At 68.9% G+C, this 15,361-nt stretch carries 11 protein-coding genes; 4 read left to right on the top strand and 7 right to left on the bottom strand.

From position 1 onward, the window contains the following. Nucleotides 1-483: 483 nt before the first annotated feature. From ACZ54P_RS39545 to ACZ54P_RS39530, 4 genes are all read right to left on the bottom strand, one after another. Nucleotides 484-1,728 (bottom strand): PucR family transcriptional regulator, encoded by a 1,245-nt coding sequence (locus tag ACZ54P_RS39545; protein WP_465466744.1) that lies wholly within the window; start codon nt 1,726-1,728, stop codon nt 484-486. Nucleotides 1,729-1,782: 54 nt separating this feature from the next. Then, the gene (locus tag ACZ54P_RS39540) at nt 1,783-2,973 is read right to left on the bottom strand and encodes a PucR-like N-terminal domain-containing protein (protein ID WP_465466747.1); all 1,191 of its coding nucleotides are present in this window, start codon (nt 2,971-2,973) and stop codon (nt 1,783-1,785) included. Between the two features lie 339 nt (nt 2,974-3,312). Then, nucleotides 3,313-4,323 carry an alpha/beta fold hydrolase gene (locus tag ACZ54P_RS39535; RefSeq protein WP_465466743.1) on the bottom strand — a complete coding sequence of 337 codons (1,011 nt, stop codon included), beginning with the start codon at nt 4,321-4,323 and terminating at the stop codon, nt 3,313-3,315. Nucleotides 4,324-4,705: 382 nt separating this feature from the next. Continuing rightward, on the bottom strand, nt 4,706-5,890 hold the full coding sequence (locus ACZ54P_RS39530) for a PucR-like N-terminal domain-containing protein (RefSeq protein ID WP_465466746.1): 1,185 nt from the start codon (nt 5,888-5,890) through the stop codon (nt 4,706-4,708). A gap of 337 nt (nt 5,891-6,227) precedes the next feature. On the opposite strand from ACZ54P_RS39530, the gene ACZ54P_RS39525 reads away from it, so the two are divergent. Next, the gene (locus tag ACZ54P_RS39525; RefSeq protein WP_465466742.1) at nt 6,228-7,424 is read left to right on the top strand and encodes a PucR-like N-terminal domain-containing protein; all 1,197 of its coding nucleotides are present in this window, start codon (nt 6,228-6,230) and stop codon (nt 7,422-7,424) included. A gap of 236 nt (nt 7,425-7,660) precedes the next feature. On the opposite strand, the gene ACZ54P_RS39520 is transcribed toward ACZ54P_RS39525, so the two are convergent. The 3 genes from ACZ54P_RS39520 to ACZ54P_RS39510 form a co-directional block, all read right to left on the bottom strand. After that, on the bottom strand, nt 7,661-8,143 hold the full coding sequence (locus ACZ54P_RS39520) for a GtrA family protein (RefSeq protein WP_465466745.1): 483 nt from the start codon (nt 8,141-8,143) through the stop codon (nt 7,661-7,663). Between the two features lie 43 nt (nt 8,144-8,186). Then, nucleotides 8,187-9,401: an alpha/beta fold hydrolase gene (locus ACZ54P_RS39515; RefSeq protein WP_465466741.1), complete on the bottom strand. Its 1,215-nt coding sequence runs from the start codon at nt 9,399-9,401 to the stop codon at nt 8,187-8,189. Between the two features lie 73 nt (nt 9,402-9,474). After that, nucleotides 9,475-10,044 (bottom strand): hypothetical protein, encoded by a 570-nt coding sequence (locus ACZ54P_RS39510; protein ID WP_061987637.1) that lies wholly within the window; start codon nt 10,042-10,044, stop codon nt 9,475-9,477. 494 nt (nt 10,045-10,538) lie between these two features. Between ACZ54P_RS39510 and ACZ54P_RS39505 the strand changes: the two genes are divergently transcribed. The 3 genes from ACZ54P_RS39505 to ACZ54P_RS39495 all read left to right on the top strand — a co-directional run bounded on the left by ACZ54P_RS39505 (nt 10,539) and on the right by ACZ54P_RS39495 (nt 15,337). Then, on the top strand, nt 10,539-11,768 hold the full coding sequence (locus tag ACZ54P_RS39505; RefSeq protein WP_465466740.1) for a DUF6801 domain-containing protein: 1,230 nt from the start codon (nt 10,539-10,541) through the stop codon (nt 11,766-11,768). Between the two features lie 64 nt (nt 11,769-11,832). After that, nucleotides 11,833-12,954: a DUF6801 domain-containing protein gene (locus ACZ54P_RS39500; protein WP_465466739.1), complete on the top strand. Its 1,122-nt coding sequence runs from the start codon at nt 11,833-11,835 to the stop codon at nt 12,952-12,954. Nucleotides 12,955-13,102: 148 nt separating this feature from the next. Next, on the top strand, nt 13,103-15,337 hold the full coding sequence (locus ACZ54P_RS39495; RefSeq protein ID WP_465466738.1) for a heavy metal translocating P-type ATPase: 2,235 nt from the start codon (nt 13,103-13,105) through the stop codon (nt 15,335-15,337). Nucleotides 15,338-15,361 lie beyond the last annotated feature (24 nt).

Raw genomic sequence — 15,361 nt, 5'->3', positions numbered from 1 at the left:
GCCCTACCCACATCGGCACCATCATCAAAGCAGCCCTCGTACTCACCCAACTCGAACACCAAGGCCGCTACTGAGAAAACCTCATTGGGGACATCCGGCCGCGGCGCGAACAGCCCCGCACGCAACACGACACCTCCTTGAGGGGCTGGGGAGACTGGTCGCCCCTGGCGGTGTGAGCAGGCAATCGGGAGGCGGGCATGTCTCCAATGTGGCAGTGGAGACGGTCAGCGTCCCCCATGCGGCATTGGGGACATCCGGCCGCGGCGCGAGCCGACGTCGCTCGCAACACGACACCTTTGCCTTACTCCTCAATAGCCCGAATCGCCACTCGCGACCACCCCTTACCCGCAGCTTCGAGTCGGGAAGTCCGTGAAGGCCTCCTTCCCTACCTTGAGAGTAGGAAAGGAGGCCTTCACGGACACACCACAGTCGGTTGCCCCTCGATAGAGCGCGAAGCCGGGCGCGTTTAGTCCTCTGAATGTCTCAGGAGGAGATCGCTCGGAGGGCGAGGATCATCTCGAAGCGCCGTTCGGGGTCCTTCAGTCCGTCGGCGAACAGCGTCTCCAGTTCCTGCGCGCGTGAGCGCACCGTCTGCGGATGGACCGCGAGCCGTTCGGCCACCTCGCGGACGTTCCCGCAGGTCTCCAGCCACGCCAGCAAGGTCCCGGTCAGCCGCGTGTGCTGTTTTCCGGTCAACCCGGCCAACGGCCCGAGCCGCTCCCGCACCAGTTCGGCGGCCAGAAAAGGTTCCTTGAGCAGCCACAGTCGCGAAAGATGGTCGACGCACCACGTCACGGGCTCGTCGGCGAGCGCGCCGGACTCGACGAGCCGCAGTGCCTCTCGTGCGGCCCGCAGGGAACGTGCGGCGAACGCCGGCGGGACGGCGGGGCCGATCGCGGCCCGCCACCCAGCCAGGGATTCGGCGAATTGTTCTCGTTCGTCTGGTTCCGGAGCGGGGAGCAGCAGGCAGGGCGAGCTGCTCTCGAAATCCGCCAGCGCGCTCGAAGCAGCCGCCGGAGCTTCGTCCGACGGCTGGTCGAGTGCGACGGCGACGAGCAGCTCCGGTAGCTGCCAGCGGGCGAGGTCGGCGGCGTGTTTGACGACGTCGGGCGGTGACGGCGGTTCGGCGAGCAGGAGCTCCATCAGCCGGTGGCGCCGACGCTCCAGCGCGCCGGCGGCTTTCTCGCGCGCCTCCGCGTGCCCCTCGACGGACAATGCCGAGAGTTCGTCGATGTAGGCGAAGATGGCTTCCGCGAGCAGGCACAGCGTCGCTGAAGGCACGCCCGTGCGCCGCCCGGCTTCGGCCACCCGCCGCCAGGTCACCCTGGCCCCCACCCGGTACGCGGCCTGGAGGACGTCGACGTTGCGGCCCTGGTGGAACTCCTGGACGCCCAGGCTCAGGAACACGCTCCGGCGGTCTTCCGACGGCGCCTCCGGGTTCCCGATCCGTTCCAGGAACTGCAGGAACGCCATCTGGACGCCGGTTTTGAGGGCCTTCCCGAAAGCGCCGTCCAACGGCCGCGCGTAGTCGGGGATGGTCCGCTGGATCTCGCGGACCACCTCCCCGGCCACGTCGGCCAGCACCGGGCGGAACACCGTCGCCAGCTCTCTCGGCAGCAGGGCCCAGAGCTGGACCGGACGCCCGCTCGACCCGCCCGGCCGAGCGGGCGTGAGGAGCGGGCCGTACGTCGCCTCGACCCCGCTGCGACCATCCTGCGGTCGGGTCACCTCGTCACCTCGTTGTGAGTGGGAAACGCTGGTCTCTACTGCCAAGGCCCGGCGTCAGTCCTCGGCGAGCAAGGCCTCCGCGCGCAGGGCGATCTCCATGTCGAGCCGGTCGTCGGCGTTGTTCAACCGGTCGCCGAAGAGATCGATGAGCTGGTGCATGCGGTACCGCACGGTCTGGGGGTGGACCTTGAGTTTCTTCGCGATCTCGGGAGCGCTGCCCCGGGACTGCAGCCAGATCAGCAACGTCTCCCCGAGCCGCGCCCGCTGCTTGGGCGTCAGGTCGTTGAACGGGGCGAGGCTGCGCGTGCAGAGTTCACGGACCAGGAACTCGTCGGCGAGCAGCCACAGGGTCGACAAGTGATCGCTGTACCAGGTGACCGGATTGTCCGGCAGGACCCCGCGCTGGACCAGCCGCAGGGTGCGGCGGGCCCACAGCAGGGAGCGCGGTGCTTCGGTGAGCCGCACGGCCGGGCCGATCACCGCCCGCCAGCCGGGAAGCCGTTCGGCGAGATCCTTCAGGTGTTTGTCGGGGTCGCCGGTGACCAGGCAAGGCTTGGGGCCCTCGAAGTCGACCAGGACGTCGGCGTCCAGGTCGGCGCTGTCGGGGTCGAGAGGGCCGTTCCGGCGTTCGAGCGCGACGACCGTGACCTCGGCAGGCAGCGCCCACTGGGCGTTGGCGGCGTGCGACGCGATCGACTGCGGGGACGACGGCGGATCGGAGAGCATCAGTTCGAGCAGCCTGCGCCTGCGTCTGGCCCTGGTGCCGGCAGCCCGCTCCTGTGCGGCCGTGTAGCCCTCGATGGACAGTGCGGAAATCTCGTCGACGTAAGCGAAGATCGCTTCGGCCGCGGTGCAGAGGAGATCGGCGTCCGCTCCGATCGCCTGCCCGAATTCCGAAACGTGACGCCAGGCGACGCGACCGCCGACGCGGTAGGCCGTCTGCAGGCAGTCGAGACTGCGGCCTTCCTTGAACTCGACCTTCCCGAGGTGACGGAAGACCGCCGACCACTTGTCGAGTGAGGCCGTCCCCTGACCGATGGTGTCGAGGCAGTGCAGGATGGCCTGCCGGATACCCTGCGTGATGATCTGTCCGAACGCGCCTTCCAGTGGCTGCGCGTACTCGGGAACGGCTCGTTGTACCTCCTGGAGGATGGCTCGGGCCAAGGGGTCGGCGCGCGGCCGGAACCGCTCGCCCAGTTCCCTCGGCAGTGACGCCCACAGTCCATTCGCACCGGTGCTGCGCACAGGTCGGTTCTCCACGGGGGTTCTCGGTGCCGGCGTGAAGGCGCGCGGTCGTTGGACCGGACCCGGTGGCTGGCGGTGCGGGGTGGCGGGATGACGCACGTCGGGGTCAGGCCGTGCGGTCCGCAGATCGTGCCGCGAGAACCCGGTATCCAAGTCGGTCATGTTTTTATCCTTGTTAGCAACAAAATCAGCCTCTTCAACGGTGAAGCCGATCCAGATTTTGTGGCTCACGCAACATAAAATCCGGCCGTGACGAGTGTCAACGGCTGGCGGTGCCCGGATCGGCCACCTGGATGGACTACACCCGAACGGGTGGTCCAATCCGGCGGTGGGTGACATTTAGGCACGCCTGAGATGGGGCTCAGGTGACAACTTTTCCGGGGCCTTCCGCGGGGTCGTCGCGCGGTTTTCGACCCCGTTCGCCGCCTCGCTCGCCTGAACGAGGATCTCGACGACCTCTTCGAGGGTCAGCCGGGCCGGTTCCGTCTCGTCGAGGAAGCGTTCGATCTCCGCGCCGAACCGGGCCGGGTCGGCCACATGTGGAAAGTGTTTCGCATTTTCGAACACGGTCAAGCGGCTACCCGGCAGCAGTTCTGCCGTCTTTCGGCCGTGTTCGACCGGGATGAGCGGATCGTGCGCTCCCCAGACGACCAACGTCGGCACCTGTTCGGCGAGATAGAGCTTGTCGACGGCACTCGCGCGCTGGCCGCGGAGATCGATCAGGCTGCGCGCGATGAAGAGGAACGCCCGTCGCCGTCCGGTGTCGGACAGTGACGAAAGATGGCGCGTCAGCTCCCGGGTCTCCGGTGCGAGTTTCCCGCCGAGGCCGCGGCAGGCGGCCGCGATGCCGCGGGCGATCGCGACGGTCGCCGGGTTGACGGCGGCGGAGAGGGTCGCTTTGGCCCCCGGCAGGGCCGTCGCGCGCAGGACCGCGGTCACCTGCGGGCCGAGTCCGGCACTGCCCACGAGCACCAGTCGCGCGCACATCTCCGGGAACTGGTAGGCGAACTGCATCGCGATTCCGCCGCCGAGAGAGTGCCCGGCGATGGTCGCATGGTGGTTCCCGGTGAGGGCGAGGACGTCGCGGACCACACTGGCCATCGCGCCGAGGCCGTAGTCGGCCCGGGGCGCGCCGGAATCACCGTGGCCGGGCAGGTCGGGGACGAGGACCCGGCGGCGGAATCCGGTCCGCTCGAAATGCTCGAGCAGCGGGACCCAGGTCTGTCCGCTCCCCGAGATCCCGTGCAGCAGCACGAGCGGCTCGCCCGTCTCGTCCGTTGTGGACGGCAGGTATTCCCGCAGCCGGATTTCCTGCCCGTGCAGGGTCAGTGTGCGCGCTTCGAGGGCCATGTCCCGCCTTTCCGTTGTCAGGCGTCAAAATAACGTGAGGAATGCCGGGTTCGTCAGCGTGTCGCTGGACACGTCCGCCTAATGGGTCCCGGGTGACAAGAATTCCGACACCCACCCCGATCCGCATGCTAAAACCGGGCCGCCGGAACATTCCCGCATCGACATTTTCCGACCGCACCGGTATTCAGGAAAGCGTCCGTAAACACCCGTAACCACGGAGAAACGCATGGATGCGACGACGCCCCGTGCCGGATCGGCGGCCGTTCTCTGATGGCCTGCCGGGCGGACTTCCACCTCGACCAGCCGAAGGTGAAACGCGCTCGCCGCGGGTTGCGCTGGGTGCTTCCCACCGTACGGCCACCGGAACGGCGGGTGCGGCGGGTCACCCTGGTCCACCTTCGTCGCGGTGGTGGACGCGCATGAGCCGCTGGGCGCGCAGCGCGAGCTGCATGCCCAGCCGGTCGTCGGCGTCCTTGAGCCGGTCACCGAACAGTTCTTCCAGCTGCCGCAAGCGGTTTCGCACGGTCTGCGGATGAACGCCCAGCCGTTGCGCGATCTCCGGTGCCCCGCCGCGGGTCTCCAGCCACGCGAGGAGGGTTTCGCTGAGTCTCTCCTGCTGCTTCTCGCTCAGTGACGTGAACGGGTCGAGGCTCTGCTTGGCCAGTTCGGCGCCGAGGAAATCCTCGGCGAGCAGCCACAGCGTGGCGAGATGATCCCGGCACCAGATGATCGGTCCGGGAGCGTCCTCGCTGGTCAGCAGTAGGGCGCGGCGCGCGGTGCGCAGCGCGGCCGGGGCGTCGGCGAGCGGGACGACGGGGGAGACGGCCGCGCGCCAGCCGTCCAGCGCGCCGTTCAGCGGTGCGAGATCGATGTCGGGATCCGCGGCGAGCAGGTACGGCTCGGCGGTGTCGAGGTCGCGCAGGACGTCGTCGTCCAAGAGATGGGCGGGGAACTCGCCGGCGCCCGGAGCGCGCTGGAGTGCGACCATGGCCGCGGTCCGCGGAACCCGCCAGCCCGCCCCGCTCGCCAGGCTCGCGATACTGGACGCGGACCCTTCCGGTGCCTGCGCGATCAGTTCGAGCAGACGGCGGCGCCGGAGCGGGGCGGCGCCCGCCGCCTTGGCTTCCGCCTCCTGGTAGCCATCGATCGTCGTGGCGCACAGTTCGTCGACGTAGACGAAGACGGACTCCGCCGCGAGCGCGATGACGTCGGTGCCGACGCCGAGCCCCCGCACGATGGGCCCCATCGCCCGCCAAGCCGCCCGGGCGCCGATCGTGGCGCTGTCGTGCAACGGTTCCAGGCCGCGGCCCTCGGTGAACTCGCTCCGCCCGCGCAGGCGGTAGAAGTCGATCCAGCGGTCGTGCGGGACCAGCGGATCGCCGATGCAGTCGACGTAATGCCGCACCGCCCGCTCGCAGGAAACCACCAGGACGCGGCCGAAGACACCGCGCAGCGGCCGCGCGTACGCGGCGACCGACCGCTGCACCTCCTTGATCATCGCGGCCGCCGCGTGACCGGTATACGGACGCAGTTCTTCGCCGAGCGAACGCGGCAACGTCGCCAGCATGCGGAAACTGCGGTACTCGACCACGAAAACCCCCTTTGATTTCGACGAACCAGGGCGACGGGAAACGTGAATCCCTTTGCACGACCGCGTCGGATCGACGGGAACGGCGCCGGCAGTGTTTCTACTCGGTCGGCCGACGGCGTGTACCACGAATGTGACGTTGAATTGTCAACGGAAAGTCGTGCCCGTCCCACGGAAGGCGTTTCGGTGTGGCGGTTTTGACACGGATGCGGCGGCGGTCCTACGCTCCGTGCATTCGAGTGCGCCGGTGGCGCGCGGACGAAAGGGAATGGGTGCCCGGAATCGTCGGCATACTTCGAAGCGGGGGAAAACACACGTGAGCTGGCAGCCCGTTGGTTCGCTGTGGGCACGCCTGCCGAGGGAACTCGGTGACGCCGTCCGGCCGAAGATCCCGGCGATCGCCCGGCACTGCGTCGACGCCGTGGCGGCCGAAATCGGTGAATGTGCGGAAGTCTTCAGTGACAGCGACGCCCGTGCGGCGGCCGTCGAGCTGACCCGGCGGAGCATCGAACGCGCCATCGACCGGGTCGGCGTCCCCGAACTGTTGCAGAACGACCTCCTGGCGGACTTTCGCGAACAGGGCCGGATCGCGTTCCGGCAAGGACTCAGCCGTGAGGCCGCGCAGGCGGCGTTCCGGGTCTCGAGCCGGGTGTTGTGGCGTTCGATCGTCACGGCCGGCCGCCAGTTGCGGCTGTCCGGCGACGTCCTCTACGGCGCGGCGGAATGCCTGTTCGGTGACGTCGTCGAAGTGACGATGGCGCTGACCGACGGTTACAACGCGGCACAGGCCGAAGCCACCGGGCCCGCGGAGCAGCGGGCCCGGTTGTTCCGGCTGCTGACCGGCGGCGCGGGGTACGCCCAGGCCGACGTCGGCGCGCTCGCCGTCGCGATCGGCTGGCGGATCCCCACCCGGATCACCGCGGTCGTCTTCACCGCCGCGCACGGAGCGCCCGCGTTCCCCTCGGATCTGCTGCCTTCGGCGGTGCCCGCGGACCTCGTCTCGGACGCGCCCGGTGCGCTGGTGGCCTGTCCCGAAGCCGATCTCGGTGGTCTGACGGAACTGCCTTCCGGCTGGTCGGCCACGGTCGGGGTGGCCGTCCCGGTGGCGCAGGCAGGCGAGTCGTTCCGGATCGCCCGCCGCGCTTCCGAACTGGCCCGGCGGGGGATGATCACCACCGTCGGCCCGGTGCTGTGGTGCGAGGAGCACATCACCACGTTGCTGTTGCTCGCCGACGAGTTCCTGCTGGACAGGCTGGCCGGAGAGGCGCTGGAACCGTTGTCGGGGCTGGCGCCGCGGCAGCACGACGAGCTGGCCGCGACCCTGCTCACGCAGGTGCAGACGCGGGGGAGCGCGCCCGAGATCGCCCGGCAGCTGGCCGTGCATCCGCAGACGGTGCGGGCGCGCCTGCGTCGGCTCACGGAGTTGTTCGGCGAGCGGCTGGACGACCCGGATCAGCGGCTGCGGATCGAGCTGGCGCTGCGTGCGGAACGGCTGCGTCCCGCCGACGTCTGACTGCCCTCGTGAGTGGTGATGACGGTTCTAGCGAACCGGCTCTCACGTACCTACTTGTGGCCTGCGGTCTTGTCGAGCGAAGTACATGATGGCCCCCTTCCTTGCGCCAGGCGCAAGGAAGGGGGCCATCATGTACTGGGGAAGGTCGAGTTTCCTCGGCTGAGCCGAGGGAAGGAGTCCTTCACGGACCGGCCGCTACCGAACTCGCCCCGTAGGTACCTGAAACACGTTTGGCTCTAACCGTCATCACCACTCACGAGGACGGGCTGACGGGCGCCCGCCACCGGGAACACCCAGCGGCGGTAACCCCACCAGCGGAACGCCGAACCCGCCGCGGTGCCGATCAGCATCCCGCTGACGAAGTCGGCGATCTCCTGTGCCAGAAAGCCGACTTCGGGCACTTCCAGGCGCAGGACGTACCGCGAGATCAGCGGCGGGCACAGGTTGATCGTCACGGCGATCGCGTTGACGGCGAGAAACAACGCCGCTTCGTGCAGGCGAGGCCTGCCGCCGCGGGTGTGGAACGCCCACCGGCGCGAGAGGAGGTAGGCGAACGCCGTCGCCACGACGGTCGCGATGGCCAGCGCCGTGACCGGTTTGGCTTGCAGGACGGTGAGTTTCAGCCCGTAGTTCGTCCCGAGGGTGAGGCCGAACGAGGCGAGCCCGACGGTGGCGAAACGAAACAGCTCGCGCCGCTTCCGCGCACCGCCGGGCGCCACTTCGTCCACAAAGGACTCAGGGGCCGTTCTGAGCACCGCGTGCTCAGCAGTTCGACGTCGCCGGGGTGCCTGCGACCCGGTCCTTGAGGAAGGCGAGCACGTCCGCGTTACCGGTGTAGACCGCCGTGATGTGGTCGGTGTCGAAGGTCTTCCAGGTCGCCTTGACCCCGGCGGCGCAGTAGGTCTTGCGCAGCGCCTCGGCCTGGGCGAACTGCACGAGCTGGTCGCCGGTGGCGTGATAGAGGAACAGCGGGACCTTGATCGGGGTGCCGCCGAGCTTGTTCTCGTTGAGCCGCTTGACCCATTCCGGCCGCACGTAGCCCGCGCTGGTCGTGTAGTCGGCGATCTTCTGGTTCGCGTAGGTGGTGAGCAGTTCGAACGTGCACGCGCTCTTCTGCATCTCCGCCAGTTTCGCGCGCCCGTTGTCGCTGAGGAACGAATCCAGCTTCAGTTCGGAGTAGGCGTTGTCCAGGCCGACGAGGGCGTAGGCGAAGACCCCGAAGCCGAATTTCCCGTCCAGCTGCAGGGTGACCTGGACGAGGTCGGCGGGGACACCGCCGGCGGCGACGCCGACGAGGTTCAGTTCCGGGGCATAGGTCGGATGCAGTTCGGCGGCCCACGCCGCGGCCCCGCCACCCTGGGAGTATCCGCGGAAGAGCACCTTCGCGTCGGTGGACAGCTTCGCCTCCGGCAGGCGTTGCGCGGCGCGGACCGCGTCGATCACCGCAGGACCCTCGGAACGCCCGACCACGTAGGTCGTCTTCGGATCCTGGCGGTAGCCCTCGTAGTCGGTGAGCGCGACGGCGTACCCGGCGTCGAGCAGGTCGTCGAGACCGGACTGCTCGTAGAACGCGCCGATGTCGATCATCTTCGACGGCGTGCAGTGGAACGCCGGGCCGTGCGTGCCCGCGGCGAACGAGACGATCGGTGCCTTCGCCGGATCGGCGTTCTTCGGCACCAGCACCGTCCCGGTCACCGCGTCCGGCCGCCCGAGGGCGTCGGTGGACAGGTACATCACCTGCCAGGCGTTGACGGAATCCTTACGCGGTCCCGCTTTCGAGATTCGCGAGCGGATGATGTCACCCGGCTTGCCCGCCGGGAGCGGGGACGGCGGGGTGTAGAACGAGTCGTCGGACGCCGCGGTGGCGGCGGAGTTCGCCGGGGTCACGCTCAGCGCGGTCAGCACACCGGCGGACAGGACGATCGCCAGCGCGGCGGCGAGCGTCCGGCGGGCGGGGCGGGGGAACGAGATCGGCACGGCCGGGCCTCCAGAGAGCGCGGGACGAGGGTCGGTCGTGAGTGATTCAGGTCGTTCTAACGACCCGGATCACTCACGACATGCCGTAGACCTGGCGGCAGGTCGAGGATTCGGTGAAGGCGAGGTTCAGTTCCGAGTTGGCGCGCAGGTGCTTGATCGGGCCCTCCGGCTCGCTCAACCCGCTCATCGTGGTGTCGGCGTCGGCGACGACCTTCTCCAGGCTCGCCTTGTCGGTGACCTTCGCATCCTGCATCTTCGCCAGGGTGGCGGTCACCTTCGACTTGGTTTCGTCCAGCGTGGTGGTCGCCTTGTCCACTGCGGACTGTCCGTCCGGGACCGGCGGCACCCCGGCGTTGCGGATCCCGCCCGCCATGTCGTCGAGCGCCACGGTGAGCGAGTTCAGGAAGCCCACCATGGCGGTCTTCGCCCCCTGCGGGTTGTTGGGGTCGAACGCGGGCGGCTGGGACAGCTTCGCCGAGCCTGCCGCGACTCCGGAGCACACCTTGTCCGCCCAGGCGAGCGCGGCGGGGTCGGCGTGGCGGCCGGCGTCGGCGGGGTCGTCGGACCCGCAGGCGCTCAGCAGGACCGCCGAGGCGGTCACGGAGACGGTGGCGAAAGCGATTCGCGCTGCCGTGCGGCGCATTCTCTTCATGGTTTCCCCGTCGAATTCGGCGAAAGAGGGCCGGTCGCGGCGCGCGGCGGACATCCGCGGTCGGCGGTGACCGGCTTGCTGAACCGCGAGGTTACTCACGAATGATTCCGTCAGGCAAGCGGATCGCCTGTCCGGAGAAGCGGGGAAAGGGGTGATTGGCATGCGCGAGATAGTTTCAGGGCGGGTGATTGTCACTCGCGTCAGCAGTTCGCGCGGCGCCCTCAAGGGGCTCTGTGCTGGGGAAACCCATGTGCCGCTACTAGGAAACGGGCTGGCGCACCGTGCCAGGGTGACAATTTACCGGCGGTGCGTCAACTTTTCCGAGGAAGCCCTTGATAGCGGTGCGGACGCGTCGTTAGTTTACTGTTTGGTTGCGATCCGTCAGACATCGTCGCTACCCGGAGAATTCTCTCGGGCCGATATTTTATTGCTCTGGGGAATTGTACGCCGTTTCGTATCATCGTTGATACCACGGAAGGACGATCGTGAGTCACCGTAGAGGAACCAAGAAGGCGGTCGCCGCCGCCGCGGCCGGTGCCGTGGGGCTTGCCACCGCGGTACTCGTGGTCGGGGCACAGTCCAGTGCCGCCGACCCGATTTCGCTCCCGCTCAACTACCACTGCAACCTCCCGCTCGTGGGTTCCCAGTCGCTGAAGGTGGTGATCAACACCGATCTGCCGCTTTCGGTCAAGACCGGGCAGCCGACCGGCACGTTCGACATCAAGGCCGTCTCCACGATCAACGCGGACACGGTCAGCGGGCTGAACCTGATCGGTGCGACCACGCTGGAAGGCCAGGCCATCGCGGCGGCGACCGTGGCGGCCCCGGGGCTCAACCTCCCGGTCAAGGTGCCCAACGACATCGCCAAGCAGAACATCCCCGCCGAGGGTGAGATGACGGTCAACGCGGTGGGCAAGACGCCTTCGCTGACCTTCAACCAGCCCGGCGAGGCGAAGATCACCGTGGGCGACCTGCAGTTGAAGGTCACCCCGCGCAAGGCCGACGGTTCGGTCACCGGGATCACCCCGGACGGCACGATCGACGCGCCGTGCACGCAGGATCCGGGCCAGAACAACACGCTGGCCACGATCAAGATCGGTGACGGGCCGACCCCCACCGGGACGACCACCACCACCCCGCCGCCGTCCAGCACCACCACTCCGCCGAGTTCCACCACGACCCCGCCGGGTACCACCACCCCCGGTGGCGGTGGGATCAAGTACGCCTTCGGCATCAAGGGGCAGACCGCCCTGAAGGCGCTCGGCAGCACCGCGGCGATCAACGGCGGCTTCGACGCGGACGTGGATCTCGCCGCGAAGACGTTCACCGGCGACCTGAAGCTCGACCCGACGTCCACCCAGTTCAAGCTGTTCGGGTTCGTCGACGGTCGCTCGGAGGTCAAGGTCGAGCAGGTCGGCAAGCAGACCGGTGAGCTCGTCGGCACCGGTTTCAAGGCGCACATCAAGTTCAACGTGTTCCTGCCGAGCGTGCAGGTCTTCGGGATCCCGATCAGCAGTGACCCGAAGTGCGGCACGGTCACCCCGTCCACCAGCGAGATGACCACCGGTCCGGACTTCGACCTGCTCAAGGGCGGGAAGCTGACCGGTACCTACTCGCTGGCCGCTCTGCAGAACTGTGGTTCGTTCAACGACATGATCAGCATGTTCGCCAAGAGCGACGGCAACACGCTCGATCTGAACCTCACCAAGAAGTAGTCAGGCAAGCCGGTCCCCGTCGCCTCCCGCGGCGGGGACCGGTGCCTTTTCAGGGAAGGCGACCATGCCCCTCCGCATCAACGTCCGGATGCTGCTCGCGACGGGACTCATCGTCCTGCTCACCGCCTGCTGCCTGCTGTTCGTGGCGGTCCACCGCGCGGCGGCCGGCACGCCGGTCGAGAAGAAGCTGTCGTTCACCTGTCCGTTCCCGCTGATCGGGCTGCAGAAGCTCGAAGCGGTGATCAAGGCCGACTTCGAGGTCCCGACAGCGCCCGGTGGCACGCTCACCACCTCCGGCCTGACCATCACCGTGACCGTGCCGGACAAGGCGGCGCGCGGTCTCAACCTCGTCGGTGCCACCACCGTCGAAGGCACCGCCGCGGCGGGTGTCACGCTCGTCAACGGCGACGCGAAGCCGTTTCCGGTGCGCATCCCGCTGAACGTCGCCAAGACCGACCTCCCGCCGTCCGGCTCGTTCAGCACGGTGGCGACGGGATCCGTGCCCACGGTGACGCTGGCGAAGCCGGGCAAGACCACGCTGACCGTCGGTGACTTCACCACCCGGTTGACCCCGAAGAAGGCCGACGGCTCGTTCACCGGGATCGGTTCGTTCACTTCGGACTGCACTCTCGACCCGGGCCAGGACGCGACCCTGCTTTCCTTCGACCTCGGCGGGACCCCGCCGGGGCACCACTACGCCGTCGCCGGGAAGACGGCTGTGAAGGCGTTGGGCACCACTGCGCCGCTGACCGGCACGTTCGACCTGAGCGCCACCTCGGCCACGGTCTTCTCCGGCGGTCCGGTGTTCGAGAAGGCGCATACGGACTTCCGGCTGTTCGGGTTCGTGCCGGGCACGGCCGATCTCGAATTCGTCGCCGAGGGACCACAAGGCGGCGACCTCTCCGGAACGGGCTTCGTCGCCCGGCCGCGGTTCACCACCGTCCTGCCGCTCGTCACCCTCCTCGGCATGCCGGTCAGCAGCGGCCCCGGCTGCAGGACCTCGAACCCGTCGACGGCGGAACTGCGTACCGGGGACGGTTTCACCATGACGGGAGGCGGTACGCTCACCGGCGTCTACGCGCTCGCGCCGTTGACCGGCTGCGGCGCGTTCACCCCGTATCTGAGCACGTTCGTCCAAGGCGAGGGCAACACGTTCGATCTCGTGCTGACCCCGCGCAAGCCCTGATCCAGGACATCTGTTCCCACCACCATCGCAGTAGTCGGGCCGAACGCGGGCCCGGTTCCCGGCGGCGGTAATCTGCCTCGCGACACCTCTCGGGACACCTGTTCCACCACCACCGGAACCACTGGTGAATCCCTGGGAGTGCCGAGAAATGACGATTTCCGCGCCGGAAGCCGCCGTCCGCACGGTGGAACTGACCGTGACGGGGATGACCTGCGCCGCCTGTTCGGCGCGGGTGGAACGCACACTGAACAAACTGGACGGTGTCCGCGCGTCGGTGAACTACGCGACCGAGCGCGCCACCGTGCAGGTGCCCGAAGCGCTGGGCGACGACGTCCTCATCGAGCGGGTCCGTAAATCCGGGTACACCGCGGAGATTCGCGGTGAAGAAGATCCGGACACCGGCTTCGCGCGGGTCCGGGATTTGCGTCGGCGGCTGGTCGTGGCCGCGCTGCTGGCGATCCCGCTGGGGAACCTTTCGATCACCCTGGCACTGGTACCGCGGCTGCGGTTCCCCGGCTGGGAACTGCTGTGCCTGGTACTGGCCGTTCCGGTGGTGTTCTGGTCCGCGCTGCCGTTCCATCGCGCCACGCTGCGAAACCTCCGGCACCGTTCGTCCAGTATGGACACTCTGGTCTCGCTCGGCGTGCTCGCCTCGTTCGCCTGGTCGGCGTGGTCGGCGTTCTCCGGCGGCGCCGAACCCGGGTATTGGATCGGCTTCGGTCCCACGGCGGCGGGCGCGGACGCGATCTATCTCGACGTCGCCGCCGGGGTGACCACCTTCCTGCTGGCGGGCCGGTACTTCGAGAGCCGGTCGCGGCGAGGTGCGGCCGGGCTGCTGGCGGCACTGGACGCCTTGGCGGCCAAGGACGTCCGGGTGCTGCGTGCCGGAGCGGAGCGGATGGTCCCGATCGGCGAGCTGGCCACGGGTGACCTGTTCGTGGTGAAGCCGGGGGAGTCGATCGCCGCGGACGGTGTCGTCGAAAGTGGACTGTCCACTGTGGATGTCAGTGCGGTGACCGGCGAGCCCGTGCCCGCGGAGGCAGGTGCGGGCGACCGGGTCGTCGGAGCCTCGGTGAACCGGGACGGCAGGCTGGTGGTGCGGGCGACCGCGGTCGGCGCGCACACCCAGCTGGCCCAGATGACCGCGCTGGCCGAACGCGCGCAGGCCAGAAAGGCCGCCGTGCAACGGCTGGTCGACCGAATCTGCGCGGTGTTCGTCCCCGCCGTACTCGGCGTGGCCGCGCTGACCCTGGCGGGGTGGCTGGTCAGCGGGGCACCCGTTCGCGACGGTTTCGCGGCGGCCGTCGCCGTCCTCATCATCGCCTGCCCGTGCGCGCTCGGACTGGCCACGCCGACGGCGCTCATGGTGGGCGTCGGCCGCGGCGCCCAGCTGGGCATTCTCATCAAGGGGCCCGACGCGCTCGAAGCGAGCCGTTCGGTGGACACCGTGGTGCTGGACAAGACCGGCACCGTGACCACCGGGAAGATGACCGTGGTCGCGTGCCGCCCGGCGGGCGGGTTCACCGTGGAGGAGGTGCTGCGGTTCGCCGGGGCGGTGGAGACCGGTTCCGAGCACGCCATCGCGGCCGCCGTCGTCACCGCCGCACGAGCCGAACTGCCCGATCTGCCCCCGGTCGACCGATTCGGCGCGCTGCCGGGACTCGGCGCGCGGGGCGAGGTCGAGGAGCACGAAGTCCTCGTCGGCAACCCGCGGTTGCTGGCCGAGCAGGAGATCGGCGTCCCGGACGAGTTCGCGTCCGCCGAACGCGACGGCGCGACAGCGATCCTGGTCGCGGTGGACGGCCGGATCGCGGGACAACTGGTGCTCCGCGACGTCGTGAAGCCGTCGGCACGGGCCGCCGTCGACGCCCTGCACGCGCTCGGCCTCCGGACCGTCCTGCTCACCGGCGACAACGAGGCCACCGCCCGCGCGGTCGCGGACGAGGTCGGCGTCTCCGACGTCCGCGCCGGGGTCCTGCCCGCGGAAAAGGCCCAGGTCATCGACGAACTGCGGGCGGGAGGAGCACGGGTCGCGATGGTCGGCGACGGGATCAACGACGCTCCGGCGCTGGCCACCGCGGATCTCGGGATGGCGATGGCCCAGGGCAGCGACATCGCGTTGCGCTCGGCCGACATCGTGCTGGTCCGCGAAGACCTGCGGGTGGTCCCCGACGCCATCCGGCTCGCGGACCGCACCTTGCGCGTCATCCGGGGGAACCTGGCCTGGGCGTTCGGCTACAACGTCGCCGCGATCCCGCTGGCCGCGCTGGGGCTGCTGAACCCGCTGATCGCCGGGGCGGCGATGTCGCTTTCGTCGGTGCTCGTCGTGTCCAACAGCCTCCGGCTGAGGGACTTCGGCCGGGCGGACCGACGCGCCGCGTGACACTTGCGGGTGGTTTTGTACCAT

The organism is Amycolatopsis sp. NPDC034160, from assembly GCF_055575355.1.
This window is presented reverse-complemented; position numbering and strand designations above follow the sequence as displayed.